The sequence below is a fragment of the Actinotignum sanguinis genome (assembly GCF_003957255.1).
Classification (GTDB): domain Bacteria; phylum Actinomycetota; class Actinomycetes; order Actinomycetales; family Actinomycetaceae; genus Actinotignum; species Actinotignum sanguinis.
Window position 1 is genome coordinate 1 of record NZ_QDIE01000010.1, and the last position, 23,397, is coordinate 23,397.

19 protein-coding genes are annotated in these 23,397 nt (G+C 63.4%); 9 read left to right on the plus strand and 10 right to left on the minus strand.

Annotation, left to right across the window (positions count from 1 at the left end):
- Positions 1–17 precede the first annotated feature (17 nt).
- Positions 18–1,289 carry a gamma-glutamylcyclotransferase gene (locus DDD64_RS03820; RefSeq protein WP_164545906.1) on the minus strand — a complete coding sequence of 424 codons (1,272 nt, stop codon included), beginning with the start codon at positions 1,287–1,289 and terminating at the stop codon, positions 18–20.
- Positions 1,290–1,493: 204 nt separating this feature from the next.
- On the opposite strand from DDD64_RS03820, the gene rfbB reads away from it, so the two are divergent.
- Complete coding sequence (gene rfbB, locus DDD64_RS03825) at positions 1,494–2,486, plus strand: dTDP-glucose 4,6-dehydratase (RefSeq protein WP_016443166.1); 993 nt, start codon at positions 1,494–1,496, stop codon at positions 2,484–2,486.
- 177 nt (positions 2,487–2,663) lie between these two features.
- Positions 2,664–3,830: a nucleotide sugar dehydrogenase gene (locus tag DDD64_RS03830; protein ID WP_126135104.1), complete on the plus strand. Its 1,167-nt coding sequence runs from the start codon at positions 2,664–2,666 to the stop codon at positions 3,828–3,830.
- A 114-nt stretch (positions 3,831–3,944) separates the two neighbouring features.
- Here DDD64_RS03830 and DDD64_RS03835 read toward each other — a convergent pair whose 3' ends face one another.
- Both DDD64_RS03835 and DDD64_RS03840 read right to left on the minus strand, forming a co-directional pair.
- Positions 3,945–6,332: an N-acetylmuramoyl-L-alanine amidase gene (locus DDD64_RS03835; protein WP_126135105.1), complete on the minus strand. Its 2,388-nt coding sequence runs from the start codon at positions 6,330–6,332 to the stop codon at positions 3,945–3,947.
- 174 nt (positions 6,333–6,506) lie between these two features.
- Positions 6,507–7,364, minus strand: a complete 858-nt coding sequence (locus DDD64_RS03840) for a glycosyltransferase family 2 protein (protein WP_126135106.1) — start codon at positions 7,362–7,364, stop codon at positions 6,507–6,509.
- 109 nt (positions 7,365–7,473) lie between these two features.
- Here DDD64_RS03840 and DDD64_RS03845 point away from each other — a divergent pair, with 109 nt between their 5' ends.
- From DDD64_RS03845 to DDD64_RS03855, 3 genes are read left to right on the plus strand one after another with little or no spacing between them, the layout of a single operon-like run.
- On the plus strand, positions 7,474–8,835 hold the full coding sequence (locus tag DDD64_RS03845; protein ID WP_241227359.1) for an LCP family protein: 1,362 nt from the start codon (positions 7,474–7,476) through the stop codon (positions 8,833–8,835).
- Between the two features lie 2 nt (positions 8,836–8,837).
- Complete coding sequence (locus tag DDD64_RS03850; protein WP_241227360.1) at positions 8,838–10,175, plus strand: LCP family protein; 1,338 nt, start codon at positions 8,838–8,840, stop codon at positions 10,173–10,175.
- 20 nt (positions 10,176–10,195) lie between these two features.
- Positions 10,196–10,714: a GtrA family protein gene (locus tag DDD64_RS03855; RefSeq protein ID WP_126135108.1), complete on the plus strand. Its 519-nt coding sequence runs from the start codon at positions 10,196–10,198 to the stop codon at positions 10,712–10,714.
- A gap of 11 nt (positions 10,715–10,725) precedes the next feature.
- Here DDD64_RS03855 and DDD64_RS03860 read toward each other — a convergent pair whose 3' ends face one another.
- From DDD64_RS03860 to DDD64_RS03870, 3 genes are all read right to left on the minus strand, one after another.
- Positions 10,726–11,799 carry a sensor histidine kinase gene (locus DDD64_RS03860; RefSeq protein WP_126135109.1) on the minus strand — a complete coding sequence of 358 codons (1,074 nt, stop codon included), beginning with the start codon at positions 11,797–11,799 and terminating at the stop codon, positions 10,726–10,728.
- A 9-nt stretch (positions 11,800–11,808) separates the two neighbouring features.
- Entirely contained in the window at positions 11,809–12,480 is a 672-nt protein-coding gene (locus DDD64_RS03865) for a response regulator transcription factor (RefSeq protein ID WP_126135110.1), read from the minus strand.
- A gap of 113 nt (positions 12,481–12,593) precedes the next feature.
- Positions 12,594–14,057: an adenylate/guanylate cyclase domain-containing protein gene (locus DDD64_RS03870; protein ID WP_126135111.1), complete on the minus strand. Its 1,464-nt coding sequence runs from the start codon at positions 14,055–14,057 to the stop codon at positions 12,594–12,596.
- Between the two features lie 198 nt (positions 14,058–14,255).
- Here DDD64_RS03870 and DDD64_RS03875 point away from each other — a divergent pair, with 198 nt between their 5' ends.
- A complete protein-coding gene (locus DDD64_RS03875; RefSeq protein ID WP_241227361.1) occupies positions 14,256–15,932 on the plus strand; it encodes a DUF885 domain-containing protein in 1,677 nt (558 codons plus the stop codon).
- Positions 15,933–15,945: 13 nt separating this feature from the next.
- Positions 15,946–17,160, plus strand: a complete 1,215-nt coding sequence (locus tag DDD64_RS03880; RefSeq protein WP_126135112.1) for a Maf family nucleotide pyrophosphatase — start codon at positions 15,946–15,948, stop codon at positions 17,158–17,160.
- Positions 17,161–17,216: 56 nt separating this feature from the next.
- Here DDD64_RS03880 and fdxA read toward each other — a convergent pair whose 3' ends face one another.
- The 4 genes from fdxA to typA form a co-directional block, all read right to left on the minus strand.
- Positions 17,217–17,546: a ferredoxin gene (gene fdxA / locus DDD64_RS03885; RefSeq protein ID WP_126135113.1), complete on the minus strand. Its 330-nt coding sequence runs from the start codon at positions 17,544–17,546 to the stop codon at positions 17,217–17,219.
- Positions 17,547–17,597: 51 nt separating this feature from the next.
- Positions 17,598–19,460, minus strand: coding sequence for a VanW family protein (locus DDD64_RS03890; RefSeq protein ID WP_241227362.1), 1,863 nt, complete (start codon positions 19,458–19,460; stop codon positions 17,598–17,600).
- Positions 19,436–19,936, minus strand: a complete 501-nt coding sequence (locus DDD64_RS03895) for a hypothetical protein (RefSeq protein ID WP_126135114.1) — start codon at positions 19,934–19,936, stop codon at positions 19,436–19,438. The genes DDD64_RS03890 and DDD64_RS03895 overlap by 25 nt, the downstream gene beginning before the upstream one ends.
- An 85-nt stretch (positions 19,937–20,021) precedes the next feature.
- Positions 20,022–21,944 carry a translational GTPase TypA gene (gene typA, locus DDD64_RS03900; RefSeq protein ID WP_126135115.1) on the minus strand — a complete coding sequence of 641 codons (1,923 nt, stop codon included), beginning with the start codon at positions 21,942–21,944 and terminating at the stop codon, positions 20,022–20,024.
- A gap of 171 nt (positions 21,945–22,115) precedes the next feature.
- On the opposite strand from typA, the gene DDD64_RS03905 reads away from it, so the two are divergent.
- The gene (locus tag DDD64_RS03905; RefSeq protein ID WP_164545907.1) at positions 22,116–22,694 is read left to right on the plus strand and encodes a PH domain-containing protein; all 579 of its coding nucleotides are present in this window, start codon (positions 22,116–22,118) and stop codon (positions 22,692–22,694) included.
- A complete protein-coding gene (locus DDD64_RS03910) occupies positions 22,691–23,386 on the plus strand; it encodes a hypothetical protein (protein ID WP_126135117.1) in 696 nt (231 codons plus the stop codon). The genes DDD64_RS03905 and DDD64_RS03910 overlap by 4 nt, the downstream gene beginning before the upstream one ends.
- Positions 23,387–23,397: the final 11 nt, after the last annotated feature.

The window sequence follows — 23,397 nt, forward strand, 5'->3', positions numbered from 1 at the left end:
CCTTACCGCCACACCATTCACGTGGGTAGCTGACGTGGATAGCCTCCTGGAGAAAATAGCACGCGCGAGAACAGTCTTAGAACAAACCCCCACCCCATAACCGGAAACCTAAATCGCGGACGGTGCACTAGGTCACGGGTGTAATTCATGTGGTTGGGGTTCCCGCCCGGAACATAACCTTCCCAATCATCCATTTGCGCCATTTTTGCGTCATAATTCCACGGTCCATACGTGAGGAGATCCCCGCGCAGCCCGTGCGGGCCGGGAAGGGCCCACGGCCACGGATTCCACCGCGGACCGGTGATCCACAGTTCATAATCCGGCACGGAGCTTTCTTTGATCCCGGAGTAGTTATTAACAACGTAGGCAGCTTCTTCGCCCTGACGTAATGTTCCGTAGACCAGAATGGGGTATCCGCCGGAATTGGGACCAAGGTTGGGCGGGCGCTGACTATTGGGGGCCGGCGGTACGTAATCGCGGCGCACCGCCAGGGTGTCTACACCATCGCGGTCCCAGTCACCCACCAGCACGTTATCTCCGTGGCGCCCGTAGGAGAATTCCGTGGAGGCATCCCCACCGGAAACAGTGGAATTATTGACGTAGTACATATTGCCACGGCGCACCGCGAAACTATCGATACCATCGCCATCCCAGTCACCGACCAGAACGGTATCCCCGTGGCGCCCGAAAGAGAAAACCGTGAAATTCTCGTCATCGTCAAGAACATTGCTGACGTAGAACATATTGCCGCGCCGAATAGCGAGGGTATCGGTACCGTCCCCGTTCCAATCCCCCGCGATTACTTCATCATCGGGCTCACCGAAGGTGAAGGTATGTTCCCCACCCCCGGTGGTGAGCTCATTGCGCACGAAATACGTATTGCCGCGGCGAATAAGAACGGTATCGCCCACCACCGCATCCCAATTACCGATGAGGAATTGATCGGTGGGCAGCCCGAATTTAAAGTGGATATCCGCATCTCCGGACAAGAAGTTGTTTTTCATATAGAAATCAGAGCCGCGGTTCACGCCGAGGGTGTCGCGGCCATCGCCGTTCCAATCCCCGGAAAATACCACATCGGTATGCCGCCCGTAGGACATCTCCACGTCGGCTTTACCCGAGGTAAGAGAGTTTTTGAAGAAATAGTAGTTCCCTGCGCCCTCGTCCAGAGCGGGAGCGCCCTGCGCTGCCGGCATGAGTCCCAGCGAGCTCACGATAAGCGCCAGCACTGCGATGATGCCAAGCAGCAATCCTGCGGTGCGGTTACGCGCGTGTGAATACCTCTCCAAGAGAACCTCCTCGGGTTGTTCGCGCCCCGGCATGGTGGATGGGCCCAGGCCGCGATGCGTGGACGATAGTTCCAGCCTAAACCCTACAGGGGGCACAATGGTGGAGATCGCCTCTGACGTACTCCAATTAAGAAGGGTGTGCTCACTCTTTACCCCGTAGTTCCGGGTAGAATTAGCCACGAACTGACCCACGAAAGGAATAATATGCGTGTCCTGGTTACCGGCGGTGCCGGATTTATTGGCGCGAATTTCGTTCACCAAACCGTTGAAGATTATCCGGATGCCGAAGTTGTCGTCCTGGATAAACTCACGTACGCGGGTAATCCCAAGTCCATTGAGGGCCTGGACCGCGTCACCCTGGTCCAGGGCGATATTGCGGATATGGATACCGTTGATCCCCTGGTCAAGGACTGCGATCTGGTGGTGAATTTCGCGGCGGAATCCCACAACGATAATTCTCTCGTTGATCCCTCCCCCTTCATCCGCTCCAACCTGGTGGGCACCTACACGATTCTGGAAGCAGTACGGCGCCACGGCGTGCGCCTCCACCATATTTCCACCGACGAAGTGTACGGGGACCTGGAGATTGACGAACCGCGCCGCTTCCAGGATGGCGATCCCTATATCGCTTCCTCCCCGTATTCGGCTTCCAAGGCCGGCTCGGACCTGCTGGTGCGTGCCTGGGTGCGTTCCTTCGGGGTGGAAGCCACAATTTCCAATTGCTCGAATAACTACGGTCCCTATCAGCACGTGGAGAAATTCATTCCGCGTACCGTCACCAACCTTCTGGATGGTATCCGCCCGCGTATCTACGGCACCGGCCTCCAGGTGCGCGATTGGATCCACGTGCGCGATCACAATGTGGCCGTGTGGGAGATCATCAACAAGGGCCGGATCGGGGAAACCTACCTCATCGGCGCGGATGGCGAAAAGAATAACCTCGAGGTCGTCAAGATGATTCTCCAGGAATTCGGTCGCGAACCCGATGATTTCGATCATGTGAATGACCGCCCCGGTCACGATCAGCGCTACGCCATCGATAACTCCAAGCTGGTGGAAGAAACCGGCTGGCAGCCGAAGTTCAAGGACTTCGCCGCGGGTCTGCATGACACCGTGGAATGGTACAAGGCCAATGAAGAGTGGTGGCGCCCGCAGAAGGAAGCCGTGGAGGCTAAGTACGCCAAGACCGGCCACTAAAGCGCCGCCTGTGCCGCTGCCCCGCTCGCATCATTCTCCGCTTGGCACCGTGAGTGCCCCGGAGCGCGAGCGGGGCAGCGCTATTCGTGGAAGCCTACCCGCGCGTTTCTCCGTGTCCCACCGGCCCGGGCGCGGCAGGCCGGCTATACTGTACGCAACCCAAGAGCTAGGAGCATCATGCAGATTGCTGTGATCGGGCTGGGCTACGTGGGCTTGGCCAACGCCGTCCTTCTTGCCCAACACCACGATGTTGTCGGATCGGATCTGAATCCCGCGAAAGTGGATGCGATTAACGCCCGCACCTCCCCGATCCAAGATGCCAGAATCGAAGAATTCCTCGCTACCAAGCCTCTTTCGCTGCGTGCTACCACCTCAAATATTGAGGCCCTGGCGGGTGCTGACTACGCCGTTATCGCCACCCCCACCGATTACGATACAGAGACCAATGCCTTCGATACGGCCTCGGTGGAGAGTGCAATCGCGCAGGTAGCTGAGGCGAATCCCAGCGCCGTCGTCGTTATTAAATCCACTATCCCCATCGGTTTTACCGCGCGGATGCAAGAAACGTTCCCGCAACTCCGCATCGTCTTTTCCCCGGAGTTTTTACGTGAGGGTAAAGCGCTGCAAGATAATCTCAACCCGTCCCGCATTGTTGTTTCGGGCGACGACGCCGCAGCCGCCCACTTCGCCCAGTTGCTAAGCGAGGGAGCCGAGGCGCGCGACGTCCCGATTATCCAGGTGGGAACCCGGGAAGCCGAAGCGATCAAGCTCTTCTCCAATACCTATCTGGCTATGCGGGTCGCATATTTCAATGAGCTTGATTCTTTCGCGCTGGCGCGCGGCCTCAACGCCGCGGAGATTATCCGCGGGGTGGGTCTGGATCCGCGCATCGGGGATCATTACAATAATCCCTCTTTCGGTTACGGCGGCTACTGCCTGCCCAAGGACACCAAGGAATTACGCGCGGACTTCCAGGGCGTGCCCGAAAATCTCGTGTCCGCGATCGTGGAATCCAATGACACCCGAATTGAATTCCTCGCTAGCCGCCTCGCCTCGGCCGGCTACGCCACGGTGGGCATCTATAAGGTCGCGATGAAATCAGGTTCGGATAATCACCGGGCTTCGGCCGCTCTGAGCCTCGCGGCGCAGTTGCACGCGCGCGGTGTGGGGGTGCTCGTTTACGATCCGGCACTGGCGCCGGGCGCCCTCGGGGATATTCCGGTTCTGGATTCCTGGGAGGAATTCCAGGATCGCGCGGACGTGATCATCACGAATCGCCTGGACGGCACCATGCCGGAAACCTCTACGCCGGTGCTCACCCGCGATATTTTCGGGCGGGACTAGCGCGCTCGGGCACAGCGAGCACTGCATCTACGTACTTATACGTAACGGGCCGGGGATATTCGCTTCGCAGCGAAGTTTCCCCGGCCCGTACCTTGTAAGGCTGATGCTCTCGCTTTACCGCGAGCGCACCACCCCGAGGGTCTGGCCCCCCTGGCCATCCCAATCACCGAAAATGACCATATCGCTGTGGCGCCCGTACGTAACATCTTCTACTACTTCCGGGCCGCTGAGCGGACCGCGCACCACGTACACATTTCCGCGGCGCACCACGAGGGTGGAGCGTTGGGGCTCAATCTTCGCGGCGAGCACCTCGTCACCCGGGTTTCCGTAGGCCATTTCCGCGGAAACTGCGCTGGTGGCAAGGTTATCCGTAAAGACAAAGACATTGCCGCGCCGCACCGCCAGGGTGTCCACGCCGTCCCCGTTCCAATCGCCCACCAGCCAGGTATCCCCCGGGTTACCGAAGCAGTAAACCGCATCGGCCGGGCCGGACGTGAGGGAATTGCGCACGAGGAGCAGGTTGCCGCGCCGCACCGCGAAGGTGTCCACACCGTCCCCGTTCCAATCGCCCACATAGACTTCATCGCCGGCGCGCCCGAAGCTAAAGACCCGGGTGGCAACCCCGGAGGTGAGGTTATCGCGCACGTGGAAAATATTGGAGCGGCGAATCGCCAGGGTATCGCGCCCGTCGCCGTTCCAGTCGCCGGTGAGGATTTCATCGCCGCGCAGGCCGTAGTCCATCACAATATCGGCGGTGCGTCCCCAGCCATTAGCGAGGAAGAAGCGCGGCGGGAAAGGCGCCACGTGGGAGGAGGGCCGCGGGTTGCTCGGCGCGGGAGCCGGCGGGGCGGGCGGGCGCGGTGCCGGTGGCTGGGTGGGGCGCGGCGCGGGCTGCGTCGTCGTACCACCACCGGAACGCAATTGCGTATAGATACGGTAGGCGTTCTCACGAATGGAACCGATGGAATCGTAGATCGTGCCCGGGCAGGAAGTATTGCCCACATCGCGGTGCCCCACAATACGCGGCATAGCTTCACCGGAACGGTAACGCGCCGAATTATTGCGCTGCGGGATGGTCAGCGAGGTGGTGCCGCGCGGGTCCAGGCCCGCGAGCGCGAATTTCCAGCCGGCCACATCCGCGAGCGTGTTGAGAATAGTTTGCGAGGGGCGGTGATCCGCGGTAAATGTGCCGAGCACGGAGACGCCCATCGTGCCGGTATTGCGCCCGGCGGCGTGCGCACCAATGGCCATGGTGCCGTCCTGGGATTGCAGCGTGCCGTAGCGACCTTCCCACTTGCCGCCGTATTTATCGACGATCACGTTATAGCCGATATCGCCCCAATCGCGGGTGACGGCATGGAAAGCGTAGATTCCGCGGATAACGTTCGGCACCCCGGCCTGGCTGTAATTATTCGAGCCGGCGGTGTGATGGATGACCATTCCCTGGAAGGGCGCGTATTCCACCGGCCAGGTCATGAGGGAACGATCCGCACCCCAATCGGCCCGGGTATGGATCCCGCGGGTGCCGATGCGGTTGGTCCAATCGCGGGAGGTGGGCAGCAGGCCGTTCGCAACCACGCTGCCCTGCTCGAGGGTGCCTCCGGCGCGGGCGGCGGAAAGCGACGCACCCACGGCCGGAATTTCTTCTTCGCCCTCTTCGGGATTGACCACCGGATCGGTTTCGGTGCCGCGTTCGGGCAGAATCGGCGCGGTTTCGGCCTCCTCCACCTCGACGGTATCACCCTCGGCGGTATAGGCGATATCGATGCGCAGGCCGGCGGGCAGCGGACCCTCGCCCTGGGTGATACGCACCTGAATGCCGGTGGATTCCCCAGAGACGTTATATTCCGTTCCGGGCCGTTCGCGCTCAGTTTGCGATTCCTCGCCCACTTCGTACCAATCCGACCACTGCTGCCCGTCCAGGGTGCGCATTTCAATGGAGGCACCCTCGGGTAGCGTTTCGCCGCGGTTCCAGGTCAGCCCCGCCACCGCGAAAGGCTCGTCCACCCGCACCGGACTGGTAAATACCGCGTAGCTATCGCCCAGCTCAGCACCGGTTGCGGTGTTGCCCGCGTCCGTTCCCGGCGCGGCTTCCTTCTCTGCCTCCGCGTTTTCAGCACCGCTATTGTCTGCGCGCAGCGCGTGGGCGCGCACCGCATTCGGTACGACGGCGCCCGCGCGGGCGGCACTCGCCTCCCGGGTGGCTTCGGCTTCCTCGCTGGGTTGCGATACCTCGCGCGGCTCAGTTTCCTTGCCGGAGCCGGGCGTGCCCTCCACGTTTTCCTCCAGCTGCGCGGTGGCGGTAGTGGTTAAGGCTCCCGCTACCGTGGTGAGTGGAATAACAATACTGCCCTGTGCATCATCGTTCTCGGCAAAAGCGTAGCCCACAATCGGGACGGCAAGACCCGCACCCGCTACTGCGAGCACGGTTCCAAGAACAAGGCCGCGACGTTTGGTCATATTTCCCTCCGGTTCACGCTGCCCGTGACGATACGAAGTCATGCGGGCAGCTTCCAGACTTACCTTACGGCAAAAGTCCCAACTTTCACACCCTTAACTCCGCTTTACTTTAACCTCATAAAAATACATCAATGTCATTTCATTGAGGCCACGGAGCGCGGTGTGGAACTGCCTCGCGGATATTCGCAGCTCCACTCTGATTTTAATACGCTTTAGTTAGCGGGAACGACGACGCGCCGCGCGCGCCGCCCGCACGTGCATCTGGGCGCGCAGCGCGAGCCCACCCCGGATCGCCCAGCGCAGCGGCGCCTGCCAGGGGCGTGCGTAGACACTATCGATATAATGCGCCGCGCTGCGGTGATGTTCCCGCAGCATGGCAGCCGGCTGATCTTTCCAGGAGGCACCCTGGGAATGGATAACCTCCGCCGCGGGGAAGAAAACCGATTGCCACCTCGCCCGGGCCAGGGCCTCCCCCAGGGCCACATCTTCAAAGAACATGAAATAGGAATCATCGAAACCACCCACGGCTTCGAAAGCTTCGCGCCGCAGCAGCAGGCAGGCGCCGGAAAGCCAGTCCACCGGATGAGCCCGGGTGACATCCGCATTGGAGCGGTAGGAGCGAGAGAAGGGATTATTCGGCCACACATTCCCCAGCAGCGCGTGCCCCACCCCGGAAACGATGCGCGGGAATTGCCGCGCCGACGGATAAATCTCCCCTTCGGGCGTGCGGATCAGCGGACCGAGGGCGCCGGCCCGCGGGAAGTTTTCCGCGCCGCGTACCAGGGCATCGAGGGAGCCGGGGGTAAAGACCACATCGGGGTTGGCCACCACCAACCATTCCCCACTGAAATCGCAGGCCCCGCGGTTGGCGGCCCGCCCGTAGCCGATATTTTCGCCGGTGCGCAGCACCTGAGCCCCGTACACGGCGGCTACCCGATCCACTTCGCCGTGCTCCGAACCGTTATCCACAATGATGCATTCGTAGGCGTCATGCAGGGCTGCCGGGAGGGAGGCGAGAAAAACTTCCAGTTCCGGCCCGGGATTAAAAGCCACGGTGATGACACGAATGCGCATGGCACTAGCCTAGCCGAGCCACGCACCTCCCGCCCGCGCCACCGTGCTTAACACCGCAGTGCGGCGCTTCTTCCAGCGGGCGACGCGCCCGAACCCCTATGATGAGGTAGTGGCAAAAAACTCACGCGCCGCGGCGCATCTGATCGGGGGCCGCCGCACCTCTTCGTGGTGGCGGGTCGTGCTGCTTGTGCTGCTCGCGCTCCTCCTCACTTTCGGGACGGCACTGTGGTCCGCGTGGGCGCGCTACCAGGGAAATATCACCCGGGCTGATATTGATGACCTGGTTCCTTCCGCCGCCGCGGCAGAACCGGTAGATCCTTCCGCGGGCCGCCCGCTCAATATCCTCATTCTCGGCTCCGATGTGCGCAGCGGGGATTCCGATATTGATAACGCCGGCGAGTCGGGAGAAGTTGGCGGGATGCGCGCGGACACCACCATGATCATGCATATCAGCGCCGATCGCAGCCGCGTGGATATCGTCTCCGTGCCCCGCGATACCCTCGTGGATATTCCTTCCTGCACGATTCGTACATCCTCGGGCGGTTCGGAAACGGTCACCACTCGCCCCGCCCCCGAAACGATGTTCAACTCCGCTTTCGCCATCGGCGGCCAGTACGGGGATGTGGCCAGCGCGGCGGCCTGCACCATGACCACCCTCCACAAGATGACCGGCATTACCTTCAACGGTTATATCGTGGTGGATTTCGCTTCCTTTATTTCCACGGTGGATGCGCTGGGCGGGGTTCCCATGTACTTCGCGGATGATCTGTACGACGAACGCGCCGGCCTCGATATCGCTTCCGGTTGCCGCCTCCTCAACGGCACTCAGGCCCTGGCCCTGGCTCGGGCCCGCTACAGCGTGGGAGACGGCTCGGATATTTCCCGCATCGGCCGCCAGCACGAATTGGTGAGCGCGGTGGCCGCTGAGACCCTCCGCTCCAATCTCCTCACCGATTTCCCCCGCCTCATGCGCCTGCTCGACGCCGCGACCCAATCCTTGCAAACCTCTCAGGAAATCGGCTCCATCAACAATATTGTGGGCCTGGCAAATTCGCTGCGCTCCCTCAATCCGGCCAATATTCGTTTCTGGACCATGCCTTTCGCGTGGGCGGGTAACCGCGTGGTCGCCACCGATTCCGCGGATTACGTGTGGGAGGCACTGCGCCGCGATGTTCCGGTACGTGCGGAGAAGAATGCCGACGGCGTTTTCGTTGGCCTGCCCCCGGAAGGCAGCCCGGATGCGCTTCCCAGTGCCACCGCGAGCGCTGCAGCCGCCGCCACCGGCGACGCTGAGGAACCTGCGAGCGCCGCGGAATCCACCACCAGTAGTGATACCGAAGCCGCCGCCTCATCCGAAAGCCCGGCAGCTGAAGCGGAGCCGGAGGGCGATGCACCCGCGTCACTCGCTCCCACCACCGCCCAAAGCACCGAGTTGGCGCCTGTATGCACCCGAGAGAATGCGATTCCCTGAGTATGAACCGTTTCCATGGGGCTACCCCGCCGCCGTCGTTCCCACCCAAGCGCAAGCTTCCGCGCCCCTCCTCGCAGGGCGCTCAATCGGTGGGACGCGACCGCACTGTGCCACCCGAAGCACGCGAACACTACGCCGATACTCCGGGCGCTACCCGGGCCGCCGGAGCTCCGCGCCGGCCCGCCCCCGTGCAGCCCCCGAGCTTTGCTCCGCAGCGCCAGGGGGCACCCGCCCGCCCGGCAGAGTCCTTCGAGCAGGCACCTTCCTATCCCCCGGTAGTTTCCTACCCGCCGGCGCGCCCCGCCGCGCAGGCTGCACCGGCCGCCGCCCACCCGCATCCCGGCGCTGATCGCTATCCGGCACCGGATACGCCCGGGATGGGTGCGCCTGCCGGGCGCACCCGGCGCCGCCATCCGTGGCGCTGGGTTGCTGGCGTCGTCGTCGTGCTTCTTATTCTTGCGGTGACCTGGCCCGCCTACCTGTTCTTCTACGGTAATTCCAAGCTGACCCGAACGGATGCGCTGAGCGGGGCCGGTGCAACGAGCGGAACCACGTACCTTATTGTGGGCTCGGATGTGCGCGAAGCGGACGGCATTGACGACCCGACCGAGGGCGAACGCGCGGATACCATTATGCTGCTCCACGTGCCCGAATCCGGGGCGCCCGCGCTGGTCTCCCTCCCGCGTGATTCCTACGTGAATGTTCCCGGGGAGGGCGAACAAAAGCTCAATTCTTCCTTTGCGCTGGGCGGGCCGCGCCTCCTGGTGGAAACGGTTGAGGAGCTCTCCGGGATGACGGTGGACCACTACATCCAGATTTCTATGGCCGGGGTACAGCAGATTGTGGACGCGGCCGGCGGAGTGCGCCTGTGTTACGACGACGACGTGGACGATGCGGACTCTGGCATGGTGTGGGAAGCTGGCTGCCACAATACAAACGGCGCCCAAGCCCTCGCTTTCGCACGGATGCGCAAATCCGATCCGCTGGGTGACCTCGGGCGCACCAACCGGCAACGCCAGGTGGTGTCCTCCCTGATTAGCAAGCTGAAGACCCCGGCAACGCTGGTGGATTTCCCGCTGCAGCGGCGCATGGTCGGCACCGCCGGTTCCATTCTCACAGTAGATCGCGATACCTCGCTGTACAACGTGGGGCGGGCCGGGCTGGCGCTCGGGAGCGTGCTGGGCGAAGGTGGCCTGGCCGGGGTTCCCCCCATCGCCGATCTTGATTACCGAGCTAACGGGCAGTCCAATGTGCTCCTCGATCCGCAGCGTACCCCGGAATTCTTCCGGAAAATGCGCGAGGGGAGCCTGACTCCGGCCGATATGCTTCCCGCTTTCTAAAGCGTGATAGTCTCAGCTCGATGACTGCCCCAGCACCGGAACCAACCCCAGCACCGCGTTCTTCCACCCGCGCCCGGGTGGAGAAATTGCTGCGCCGTTTACTCAAGGGCCAGACCTTCCGGCAGTGGCTCGTGGAATTCCTGCAGTTCTGCACGGTGGGGCTGGGGGCCTATATCGTCAATGTGGGTATTTTCAATCTGCTGGCCCATACCGGACTGGTGCGGCTGCCAGGCGACCAATCCATGACGGCGAAAGTCATATCCGTTACGCTGTCCGTGATTTTCTCCTGGGTGGCTAATCGCTTGTGGACGTTCCGCAGCCAGCGCTCCACCGAAAAAATGCGTGAATTCCTGCAATTCGTGGCGGTGAATCTGTGCGGAATGGCGATTGAGCTGGGCTGCTTGTGGTTCTCCCGCTACGTGCTGGATATGCGCTCCCAGCTGGCCGATAACATTTCCTCCAATGTGGTGGGGCTAATTTTGGGCACCGCCTGCCGCTACGTGCTCTACCGCTACGTGGTGTTCCGGGTGCGCGAGTAGCGCCGCGGATTTTAGAAACGCCGCCTGCGGGCTCCCACCGAGATTTCCCCACCCGCCGGAAAGACCTTCGCCGGGTCAAGAGCCGCCGGGAGCGCGGCGAGGACCACCGAAAAAATAGGGGGCCGCGCCTGGGATAATTCCAGGCGCCCGCCATTGCGTTCCGCCAGCTGGCGGGCGAGCGGCAGGCCGAATCCGGTGGATCCGCCCAGGGAAAATCCCTGGGTGAAAATAGCTTCCACGAATTCGGGGGCAACACCCTCCCCCTCGTCGCTAATATCAATAATGACACCCCGGCCGGCTGGACGCGAGGTGACCGTCGTCGTTCCCGCCCCGTATTTCAGCGAGTTTTCCACGCAGGTGGCGATAATTTGGGAGAGCGCCCCGGGATCGGAAAGCACCGGGCCGTGCTCGCCCACCGTAAAGACCACTTTCCGGCCCGCAGCCGCGAAAGCCCGCTCCCACTCCACGCCCTGCTGGGTGAAAATAGGTTGCAGCGCCACCGCCTCCGTGGCACTTTCCTGGGCGCGGGAGGCATGCAGCAGATCGGTTACCACCCCGGTGAGCCGTTCCACCTGTTCCAGGCAGCGGGTAGCTTCTTCTTTCACGTCCGGATCCTCGCTGAGGTACTGGATTTCTTCCAGGCGCATGGATAGCGAGGTGAGCGGAGTGCGCAGCTGGTGGGAGGCATCGGCCGCGAATTGACGCTCAGCGGAAAGCCGCCCGGCCATGCGATCCGCAGCCCGCGCAATCTCCTCAAAAACCAGGTCGATTTCTTCAATTCCCGAGGGTGCCATTTGCGGGCGCGTTGTTCCCGCTCCCAGCTGTTCGGCAGCGGCGGCCAGGTAGATAAGCGGCGCGGAAATGCGACGCGAGACCCGCATGGCGATCCCCACCGCCACCAAAATGGCTACGATAATCGCCAGGATTTCCGCCCCCAGGAAGAGCACCATATCCCGGCGGGCCCGCCCCTCATCAAGGGCATTGCGCGGGATCGTCACCCCGCCCATAATCAGCGCCGGGATACCGACCAGCAAAATAGCGGCCAGCGCGGTGCGGATCGTCATCCGCAAAGAACGTGCGCGCATGGGTTCTTCTTAATGTGTTTCGAAACGGAAGCCCAGTCCCCGCACCGTGGAGATATAGCGAGGACTGTCAACGTCGTCGCCCAATTTGCGGCGCAACCACGAAATATGCATATCAAGTTTCTTCGAGGAGGAGCCGTTTTCGTCCCCCCACACTTCGCTGAGCAGAAGTTCGCGCGACACGGCATCCCCCGCGCGACGAATCAGCGCGGTAAGCAAATCAAATTCTTTCGCGGTGAGCGGCAGCTCCACTCCCTCGCGTAGCGCCCGGCGCGCCCCGGTATCCACCGAAATATCTTGGGCGGTGAGGTGATCATTGCTTTGCTCGGTACGCCGCAGCAGCGCCCGCACCCGCGCCAGCAGCTCCGCGAGCCGGAAAGGCTTGGTGACGTAATCATCCGCCCCGCTATCCAGGCCCACCACCATATCCACTTCTTCGGTACGTGCGGTAAGAATAAGAATGGGGAAAGTGTGGCCCTCCCCGCGGGCCTGGCGCGCTACCTCGAGGCCATCCATATCCGGCAAACCGAGATCCAGAACCATAATGTCCACCCCGTTGGTGAGCTGGTCCAGCGCATCCCGGCCGGTAGCAACCAGGTTCACGGTGTACCCTTCCCGCCCGAGCGCGCGGGCCAGCGGGCCGGAAATAGCGGCATCGTCCTCAACAAGAAGCAAAGTAGTCACACTGAAAGTCTAAGCTATTTTCTTTTTTCACTCAGGGCCTTTGCCCAGGGGCGTGAAACCGGGCATAGCCAGCACCGGAATGTTCTTCTCGATACGCGCGAGGGCAGCCCTTCTTAATGCGCGCGGATGCGGCGCAGCTCCAGCACCTCGGTGGCACCCAGCCCCTGGAGGGTAGGAGTGCCCACTGAAATCGTAGTGAAGCGGTTCTCCCCTACCGCCTTGAGCGCGGTGGCCACCGGCCGCGAGGTGAGAACCGTACCCGGGGAGGCCACATCCGCGAGCCGGGAGGCCATATTCACCGAGGGACCAAAGACATCACCGAAACGCCCCAGGACCGGCCCCCAGGTGAGGGATGCCCGCACCGCCGGAATTTCCGGGGTATCGCGTAGAGCCTGGGTCACATCGCACACAATATCTGCACCCGTGACGATATCGTCCGCAATAAAGAGGAAAGCATCGCCCATGGACTTAACCACGCGCCCGCCCCCGCCGGTAATCACGGCGCGACAGGTGTAATCGAAACGCTCAATGAACTCCATGAACTGGTGCGACGTCATACGTTCGGTGCGGTTCGTGAAGGACACGATATCGATAAAGCCCACCGCACGCGGGATCTGCGGGATGGCATCATCCTCATTAATATGGGCGATTTCGGCTTCGGTATGGCGCAGTAGCGCGGCGGCCTGCCGCGACCAGGTATATGCTGCGGTGCGCCGCAAAAATTCTTCAATATCCGCGAAATGATCAAGCACCCAGCGCCGCGCATCCACCGGCCCGAGTCCACCCGTAGTTTCGGCCAGCTCGAGCAGGGTTTCCACATGCCACTGCAGCATGCGATCCACGTTGTGGGCGCTGGCACGCAGCAGCGACGTGAGGGCCGATTCCGTCAGCGGAGATTCCCCGAGCGATTCCGCCATCGCGCGCATCGCCGCGATATCACCGTCCGTGAAAACACATTCGCTATCTTCATCCACGATGGTGGGGAAACCGAGGGCCAGCCAAAAACGCCGCACGCCTTCCGTGTCCATTTTGGTTAGTTCCGCCGCCTGGCGCAGGGTATAGCGCGGCAGCCCGCCTTCAAGATGCTCCATATAGGAGGAGAACGCGGTGGGTTCCGTATCCGCCGTGGCCTGCGGCTGAGGCGTGGCCGGGTAGCGGTGCGACGACGGCGCCGCTGGCGCGGCGGATTCCGCCACTTTCACGCTGCTCGGGTGCCGGCCATCCGCATCCGGGCGGCAGGCCCGCGAGCGCTGCGAAGTGCGGGCCGCTGTTTCCCGGCTCGGCACGAAATTACGGTCCACCGGGGCTTCCATGCGGGCGGTATGCCCGGGGCGGGGCACCCCGGATTCCGGGCCGAGGGGCAGATCCGCGGCGGTATTACGCCGCAACTGAGCCATATCATCCGCGCTGAGATCCGCGCTTTCAGCGGGCTGGGCACTACCCCCGAGGAGGTAGGCGATGAGATCGGCGCTGATTCCGGGACCGATACCGGAGCGTTTGCGCGCTCCTCCAGCCGCCTCACGCGATGTTTCGGGATGGGGGGCGGGGCGCGGCGCGCTTGCGAATTGCTCAGCCACACTAGCCCCTTCCCTTAGCTGTTCACCACCGGCGCGGCGCCGCCTCAGGTGAGGAGAACAGGGAGCGCCAACCGCCAGCTATAAATAAAGTGCCTTCCATCACAGTATACTAGTCATCCTTGACACTCACGTCCATGTTTTCATCCGGGGATTTTGCTGGGAGTGGAGTGCGCGGTAGCCGCGGGCTATTCTGGAGCAGTGGAGAATAAACGAGAACACACAGATATTGATGCCCTCGCGGATCGCTATTTCCAGCGCGTCCTCGATACCTCACCCGAAACGGTGACCTTCACCGGCCTGCCCGGTGCACCCGAAACCAAGCTTGATGATTATTCGCCCGCCGGGATTGCCGCACATATGGATAACGTGCGGGAAACCTTGGCTGCCCTGGATCACCTCACGGAGCAGGACGCCATTGATCGCGTGACAGCCGCGGGCCTGCGGGATCGCCTCGGCCTGGAAATTGAACTGTATGAAGCCGGCGAAGTAGTCGGTAAGCTCAATGTTATTGAATCCCCGGTGCAGGGGATTCGCGATGTTTTTGACGTGATGGCCCAGGAAACGGCCTCCGATTGGGAAACCATTGCCGCGCGCCTGAGCGATGTGCCGCGGGCCCTGGCGGGATATCGCGAATCACTGGCGCAGCGGGCGGCCGCCGGCCCCGCTTTCGCGGCCCGGCAGGTAGAACGCTGCCTGGAGCAAGCCCTGGATGCGGCTTCCGATTCGGGGAGCTTCGCGGGACTTGCCCAGCGCGGGGCGGCCACCGCCCCGGAACTCGCCGGCGCTCTGGAGAAGAGTGCCGCCCAGGCCCGCGCCGCCTACGGGGAACTGGCCGAAACACTGCGGGGCCTCCTCCCGGCAGCTACCGAAAATGATGCGGTGGGCCGGGATCGTTACGCGCTGCATTCGCGCGAATTCCTGGGCGCCGTCGTCGACCTGGATGAAACGTACGAGTGGGGTATCCACGAACTGGAGCGTATCGACGCCGAACAGCAGGCTATCGCGCGCGAGCTGTACGGGGAGGGCGTGAGCGTGAACGAAGCCCTCACCCGCCTCGATCAGGAAGAACGCTACACCCTGCACGGCGTGGAGGAATTGCGGTCGTGGATGCAGCACACCGCCGATGATGCCATGGCCGCTGCCACGCAATACTTCGACATTCCCGAGGCGATGCGCACCATCGAATGCATGATTGCGCCCTCAAATTCGGGCGGTATCTACTACACCGGCCCGTCCGATGATTTTTCGCGGCCGGGCCGCATGTGGTGGTCGGTGCCGGAAGGCGTCACGGAATTCCACACCTGGCAGGAAAAGACCACGGTCTACCACGAAGGAGTACCGGGGCACCACCTCCAGCTGGGCCTGGCCGTTTACCTCAAGGATCAGCTCAATGCGTGGCGCCGGCAGGCCTACTGGGTGTCCGGGCACGGGGAAGGCTGGGCGCTCTACGCCGAAGCCCTCATGGCCGAGCTCGGTTTCCACGAAGATCCGGGTGACCGAATGGGGGTGCTCGATTCCGAGCGGCTGCGCGCGGCCCGTATCGTGGTGGATATGGGTGTGCACCTAGGTAAGGATGCCGGGAAGGTGGCCTGCGGCAAGTTCGGCACCGGCGCCTGGGATCACGATGCCGCCTGGCGTTTCCTGCGCGCGAATGTGGCCATGGAGCAGTCTTTCCTTTCCTACGAACTGGATCGCTACCTCGGCTGGCCCGGGCAGGCCAGCGCCTACAAGGTTGGCGCGCGGATCTGGAAGGAACTGCGCGAAGAAGCCCGGGCCCGCGCAGGAGCCGACTTCGACCTCAAGGCCTGGCATATGAAGGCACTGCGCCTGGGCGGGGTGGGCCTGGACGTGCTGCGCAGCGAGCTCTCCCGCTAGGCCGGTCCTTTTTATGACCGGTGTTACGCACGGGGGCGGCGCGGGGCATACCGCCGCGCTGCCCTCCCTTCGCCTGGCCTTGGCCAGTCAATCCCCCGCACGCCTGGCCACCTTGCGGGCCGCGGGGGTCGATCCCCTGGTGCAGGTGTCGCACGTGGATGAGGATGCGCTGCTCGCGCGGGTGCACGGAGGTCCCTCCCAGGGGGTGCTCGCCCTCGCCGCGGCCAAAGCCCGCGATGTGGCCGCCACCCCCGGGCCGGCCCAGCGCGCCGATTTTGTGATCGGCTGCGATTCCATGTTCGAATTCGAGGGCGAAGTTTACGGAAAACCGCATTCCCCGCGGGTCGCCCGCGAACGCTTAGCCCGGATGTCCGGCAACTCCGGGATTCTCCACACCGGGCACTGCCTGGTTCACGTGCCCTCCGGGCGTTCCCTGGCGGGGATTTCCCGGGCCACGGTCACCTTCGCGCATCTGAGCGAAGCGGAGATCGACGCCTATATCGCCACCGGTGAACCGCTGGAAGTAGCCGGCTCCTTTACCGCGGACGGCCTGGGTGGCCCCTTTATTGACCGCCTCGAAGGTGATTATCACGGGGTGGTGGGGATTTCCCTGCCGTTGCTACGTTCCCTGGTGGAGCAGCTGGGCCTGTCCTTCACCCAGTTCTGGGCGCGACCTGCCCGCCCGGCCCTCGGGGTGCTCCCGGAAGCCGCGCAGCGTTTCTTAGCCGATAGCCACCACGGCACGGTCCATCACGGCGCGGATGGTTTCCTGCTGTGCGGCTGCGGCAAACGCCATTGGGGTATGAACGGGGCGGCCGGTATTGCAGCCTTCCGGCGCCACGCCAGGCACATCCAGATTCTCCTCCAGCATCGCTCCCCCTGGAGCCACGGCGGTGCCACCTGGGCTTTCCCAGGTGGGGCGCGCGAATGGGACGAGGAGCCCTGGGAGGGGGCACTGCGCGAATTCACGGAGGAAACTGCGATCCCCCCGGCGGACCTGAGCCGCGGCGGGGAGCTCACCACCGCGCATGTGGATTGGTCCTATACCAGTTTCGTGGCGCGCTGCCGCGACGGTATCGACGCGGTAGCCGACGGGGAATCCATGGAACTGCGCTGGGTGAACGTGGAGGATGTCACCTCCTACCCGCTGCTCCCCTCCTTCGCGGCCACCTGGCCGCAGGTGCGCGAGCTAGCCCGCACCACCCTTGATTGGAGCGACGGCGCCTAGAGCGGGAACGACGGCGCGCGCGGCGCGGCTTGCGCCGCGCGGGAGCCGCCCCCGGCTTAGGATTCGTCGTTAACGTTCGCCGGTAGGCCGGCCACATAGGGGTGGTCGGTGCCGGTGGGCCCCAGGCTTTGTGCCCCGCCCGGGGAGCCTAATTCGGAGAAGAATTCGGCGTTCACGGCGGTGAACACTGACCATTCTTCGGGAACATCATCTTCGTAGTAGATAGCTTCCACCGGGCAAGCCGGCTCGCACGCCCCGCAATCCACACATTCGTCCGGGTTAATGTAGAGGGTACGATCCCCTTCGTAAATGCAATCCACCGGGCATTCGTCCACGCACGCCCGATCTTTCGTATCGACGCACGGCAAGGTAATGACATAAGCCACCGGTGTCACCTCCTCCTCTACCGTAATCCGCGCTGGTGCCCAGCACCAAATCTACTGACCGGGCGCTGGAGCTGGTGCGGGAGCAGGAGCGCCTTCCGGCTGCGGGGCGGGTGCGGGCGGGGTGGCCGGCTGCGGCTTCGGGCAGGTGCGGCCGTGATCGGGCTGGTAGGTCCAGTCATAGGAAGAATCCTCCACGACCTTATCCCCCAATTTGACGGTGCGGGAAACAGTCACGGTGAATCCGGGATCGCCCAGGCCCTGGGGTTCGCAATCCGGCCCCTTGCCTTCGGTCATGACCGGCTGGCGGTAATTGCGCGGTTCCGATGTCCAGGTTTCGACGTCGTAATACTTCGTGGACCAGAGCTTCGTGACCACGTAGCCGCCCTCCAGGTAGGTATCGATGACCGCGCCGTAGGGGGTGGTGTTCTTCCATTTCACGTCAATGGAGCCGGACCACAGCGTAGACTCGCGGCCCATAGGGTAGCGGGAAAAATGCTTGGTGTGAGGGCGGTGCTCCACATCTTCGTAACCGGCCAGGTAGCCGATATTAAAGACGTTCGTGGCCAGCTGGGAGAGTCCCCCGCCCAGGGCCTCGTTATTAAAACCGTTCATGACCACCCCGGAAGAAACAAAACCTTCCGAATATTCAATGGGCCCGAGCGCGGCTTCCAGGGAGAAAGTTTCATTGGGCTTGACCAGGGTATCGGTGACTTTCTGAGTTCCGACCCGCAAATTGGTGGTACGCACCGAATCGCTGGTGAGCGGGGTGGAAATCTCGGAGACCACTTCTTTCACCCCGAGCTTTTCCGCGTCCGCGGTGCTGAAAGCAGCCGGGATTGAGGCTGGGCTCAGTTCCACGAGGCGCTCGGCGGCAGCGGTGCGCAGCGCGGCAACCTGGGCACCGGCAGCAAGGGCGGCATCGTCAATACCCACGCCGTCCTGGGAAGGAATAATCGTGGGGGTGGTGTGGTCCACGATTTCGATACGGGCATCCACACCCGGTTTGAGCAGATCCGGGGCGGCGGCCCGCACCGCATCCCCCAGCACCTTGCCATCCAGCTTGAGCTGCAGGGCCGCGCCTTCGGGCACGAAAGATGCCGCCTGCGCCAGGGTTTGCGGGCTGAGGTTCACGGCCCGCTCCCCCACTTTCGCGGTGAGATCACCGGAGACCAGCGGGCCGGCCAGTTCCGTGCGCGCCTTTTCGGCCGCTTCGGTGCTAATAGCAGGTTCGGACGGCACCGCTTCCAGCTCGATACGTTCCTGGCCGCGCAAAGGCTGCTCAATCAGAGCTGCGCGGGTGGCCTCCGGGGCGACGGCGCGCCCGGCCTGCGCCGGGCTGAGCTGCGCCGTCGTACCTTCCATCACGAGGGTGGCATTACGCGCTTCCACGCCGGTAGCCTGACGAATCGTATCCACCTGGGCGGAGAGTGCCGCATCGTCCACGGTGACCCGCGGGGCGACCTCGCCCCTACCGGTGAGGCGGTGGAAAATCTCCACGGGGTTGAGGGTGAAACCGGTCAGGCTCTCCACCGTGGCCGCCGCGTCCACACCCAGGGAATAATCACCCGGGTTGACGTTCACGCTGGTGCCCTCCACAACCACCTCGACCGGGCGGGCTACCCGCGCGGCAACCTCGCCACTCAGGTGCTCGGTGGCGGTGGCGGTATTCATCCCGCCGATCTCGATTCCGGCCACGGTGGTGCCCCGAGCCACCCGATCCGCGCTATACCAGGCATAACCAACATAAGCGAGAGCCAGGATCGCGATAACCGCGGAGGTAATCCAGGGCCAGCGCAGGGTGCGGCCGGGCTCTACCCGCTGAAATTCGCCGGTATCGAAAGGCGTGTCCGAATTCGCGGGGCCCGCCGCGGTAGTTTCGGGACCTCCGCTCAGCGGCGTGTGCTCAGATCGCATGCGTCCTCCTGTGGTTGAGCCTGGTCAGCTTCCGGGTGTGGGCCCGGAGGCGTGGAATGCCGGCGGCGCAGCACGGCGCCGAGCAGCGGGAATGCCCCGGCGAGCGGAGCGAGAACAAGCCAGAGATTCGCGGCCACCCCGTGAAAAGCCACGATATCCCCGTAGCCGGGAGCGGCGAAAGCCCAGAAGGTGAGGGCCACTTCACCCAGCCAGAATCCAGCCCAGCACCACGATCCTAACCAATCGCGGGCGAAAGATGCGCCACTGGCAACGAGCAGCGTGGCGAGGAGCGGACCGACCCAGACGATGTCGGTGGCCAAGCCGGGAATCCCCGCGAGCCCCGCGTGGGTGACCGCGGCCAGTGCCCCGGCGAAGGCGCCGAGCAACAGGCCGGCGGCGAGCTTGGTGCAGCTCCGCAGCGCGGCTCCCAGCACGGCTGAGCGCGCGCTCGGGCGCGGGACGCGGTTCCTCCTCATCTCACTCCTTGTCTGCGCGGGCGTGCCACGGAGCAGTGCAGGCCGGGTAGTGGCCGTACAAGGCGCTCACCGCGGCACGCGTAGGCTACTTCTTCGCGCGCTTCTTTCGGCCGGCAATTTTCCCGCGTTCCACCGCACTCAGCACAACTTTGCGCACCCGCACGGATTCCGGGGTTACTTCCAGGCATTCGTCATCAGCAGCGAATTCCATAGCTTCTTCTAGGGTAAGGCGTCGCGGCGCTTGCAGGGTCTCAAACACGTCGGCGGTGGCCGAGCGCATATTTGTCATTTCCTTAGCGCGCACCACATTGACGTCCATATCTTCATCGCGCGGGTTTTCACCCACGACCTGGCCTTCATAAACTTCCTGACCCGGGGTGACGAAGAAAGTTCCGCGATCTTCCAGGCGCTGAAGCGCGTAGGCGGTGACCTGCCCGGCCCGGTCGGACACCAGGGAGCCGGTGGCCCGTGAAGAAATCTCCCCCATCCAGGGAGCGTAGCCTTCCGAGATGGAGGCGGCAATGCCGGTGCCGCGAGTTTGCGTGAGGAACGCGGAGCGGAATCCAATCATGCCGCGCGCCGGCACCACAAATTCCATGCGCACCCAGCCGGTACCGTGGTTCGCCATCGTTTCCATGAGACCCTTGCGGGCCGCCATGAGCTGAGTGACCGCCCCGAGGTATTCTTCCGGCACATCAATGGTGGTACGCTGCATCGGCTCGCATACCGTCCCGTCAATGGTGCGGGTGACCACCTGGGGCTTACCCACGGTCAGCTCGAAACCTTCGCGGCGCATCTGCTCCACCAGAATCGCCAACGCCAATTCCCCGCGGTCCTGCACTTCCCAGGCATCGGGGCGCCCGGTGGGAAGCACTCGAATGGACACATTGCCCACAAGCTCCTGATCGAGGCGGTCTTTGACCTGCCGCGCGGTGAGCTTATGGCCCTTGCCTTCGGTGCCGGCCAGCGGCGAGGTATTAATTCCGATGGTCATGGAGATGGCCGGGTCATCCACGTGGATGGGCGGCAGCGGGCGCGGATCATCCGGATCAACCAGGGAATCACCGATCGTAATATCCGGGATACCCGCGATAGCCACAATATCGCCAGCCCGGGCAGAGGTGGCCGGCTTACGTTCCAGGCCTTCGGTAAGAAGCAGTTCGGAAATATGGGCCGACGACGTCGTACCATCAGCGCGGACCCACGCAACTGTCGCACCCTTTTTAATAGTGCCCGAATAAATGCGCAGCAGGGCGATACGGCCGAGGAAAGGCGAGGCGTCCAGGTTGGTGACCTGGGCGGCCAGCGGCGCATCCGCCTCAAAATGCGGGGCGGGAATGCAGTTGACGATCGCCTCGAACAGCGGCTCCAAGTCGGTGCTCTCGGGCAGCTGGCCATCCGCGGGACGGGTGAGGCTGGCGCGCCCCGCTTTCGCGGAGGCGTAAATTACCGGGGTTTCCAGCAGGGAATCAAGCATATCCGGGTCGGGATGATCCAGGTCGGAGGCGAGGGAAAGGAGAAGATCCTGGGTTTCGGATTCCACCTCAGCGATGCGCGCATCCGGGCGATCGACCTTATTAATAACAATAATGACGGGCAGCGACGCCTCGAGAGCTTTGCGCAGCACGAAACGAGTTTGCGGAAGCGGGCCTTCGGAAGCATCGACAAGCAAAATAACACCGTCCACCATGGACAGGCCGCGTTCGACTTCCCCACCGAAATCGGCGTGGCCGGGAGTGTCGATCACGTTAATGGTGATGCCCTCGGGCACGCCGGCCGTGACCGCCGCCGGCCCGCGGTAATGGATCGCGGTGTTCTTCGCGAGGATGGTAATGCCTTTTTCGCGTTCCAGCTCTCCCGAATCCATGACGCGCTCCCCGGTTTTCTCCACGGTGGCGCGCTCTCCGAAAGCCCCGGCCTGCCACATGAGCGCGTCCACGAGCGTAGTTTTCCCGTGATCAACGTGCGCCACAATGGCAACGTTGCGAAGATCGTTGCGACTATCCATAACCTACTTCCCTGCCGACCCGCGCCGGCGTTGTGATATGAGGGATGCGCAAGCGCAAACCCCTGGCAATGTTACTCGCCTGGCCCGCACCGTATGTGCCACCATGTCAAGAATCACCACCGCCGTTCACAGGTGGCCGCATTCGCGGCCCGAACGTGGGAAAATATGCGTATGTCTGCACGTTATCGTCTTCGCGGCGCCTCGGCCGCCCCCGCCGCCGGGCTGTGCGGCGCTATCGGAATCATTGCTCTGGTCATGCAGGTGTGGCAGGGCGGGTGGGGCTATCTGCCGCCCGCGGCTGTGTTTGCCGCCGGCATGTGCCTGGCCGGGTACGCGCTCTTCTATTTACCCAGCGTGGACGTGGATGGTTCCGGGGTGACGATACGCAATACCTTCCGCGATCTGCGGGTTCCGTTCCCGCGTTTGCGTGCGGTGGAATCCGGGTACGGTCTTGTTATCACGACGACGGACGGCGCGGCCATCCACGCCCGCGCCTTCGGTACCGTCGGCCGGCCTACCCCGGATACCCGCCGGGCAATCCCGGCCCACGACTCCGGTGATCATACGGTCACCACCGCAACGCTGCCGGTGCGGAAGTTCATTGAGTCGGTGGCGTCCCGTTATGCTCCCACCGGCGCCCCCAGCGAGCATCCTCGGGTGGAACGGCACTGGGCCTGGGATCGGCTCGCTTTCGCGGTGGCCGGGGTACTCGGGGTGCTCGGCGGTATTGCCTGGTCGGTGGCGCTGTGAGCGCGGGTGAACCCGGCAACGCAGCTCACCATAGCGGCAGCGGCAAAGCCGCGCGGAAAGCCGGCGAAGTAATCCTGCGGTCGCGCGGCCACATCGTCAAGGGCGGGTTCCTCATTGCCCTCGGATTCGCGCCTCTTATCCTTATCGGAGCCGGGGTTGCCATGCCTTTCTCCGCCCTCACCGCGTGCTTTATTGCCGCCGGGATAACCGGAGCGGCGTGGTCGTTCTTTTTCCTCCCCGAGCTGCGTTATAACGCGGAGGGTCTGACCATTATCAACCCGTTGCGTACCATCTGGCTGCCCTGGGGCGCGGTCGCGCGCTTCACCACCCGCTTTTATCTCACGACCCATGCGCGGAGCGGCCACCACTGGGATGCGGCAGCTTTCCCGGCCGGTGGAGCGCTGGCGGCCGGGCGCCGTCTCCTTCCCGCGCGTCACCCGGCCGCAGCCCGCCACGTTGATCTTCCCGCACGTCCCGGGCGCGGCACCGCTATCCGGTGGGTGACGCTCGCCCGGGCTGCCGAACAATTACGGGCAGCGCAGGAAAATGCAGCGTCAGGTCCAGGGAGCACACCACGCAGCACAGTAGGTAGCACAAACCGCCCGGTCCGATCCGTGGATCTGGGCCGAGCGGTTCTGTGCGCGGCGTGGGTGGCCTGCCTAGCCGCCGCCTGCGGCCTGGCTTTCACCTAAGCGCCGGAGTA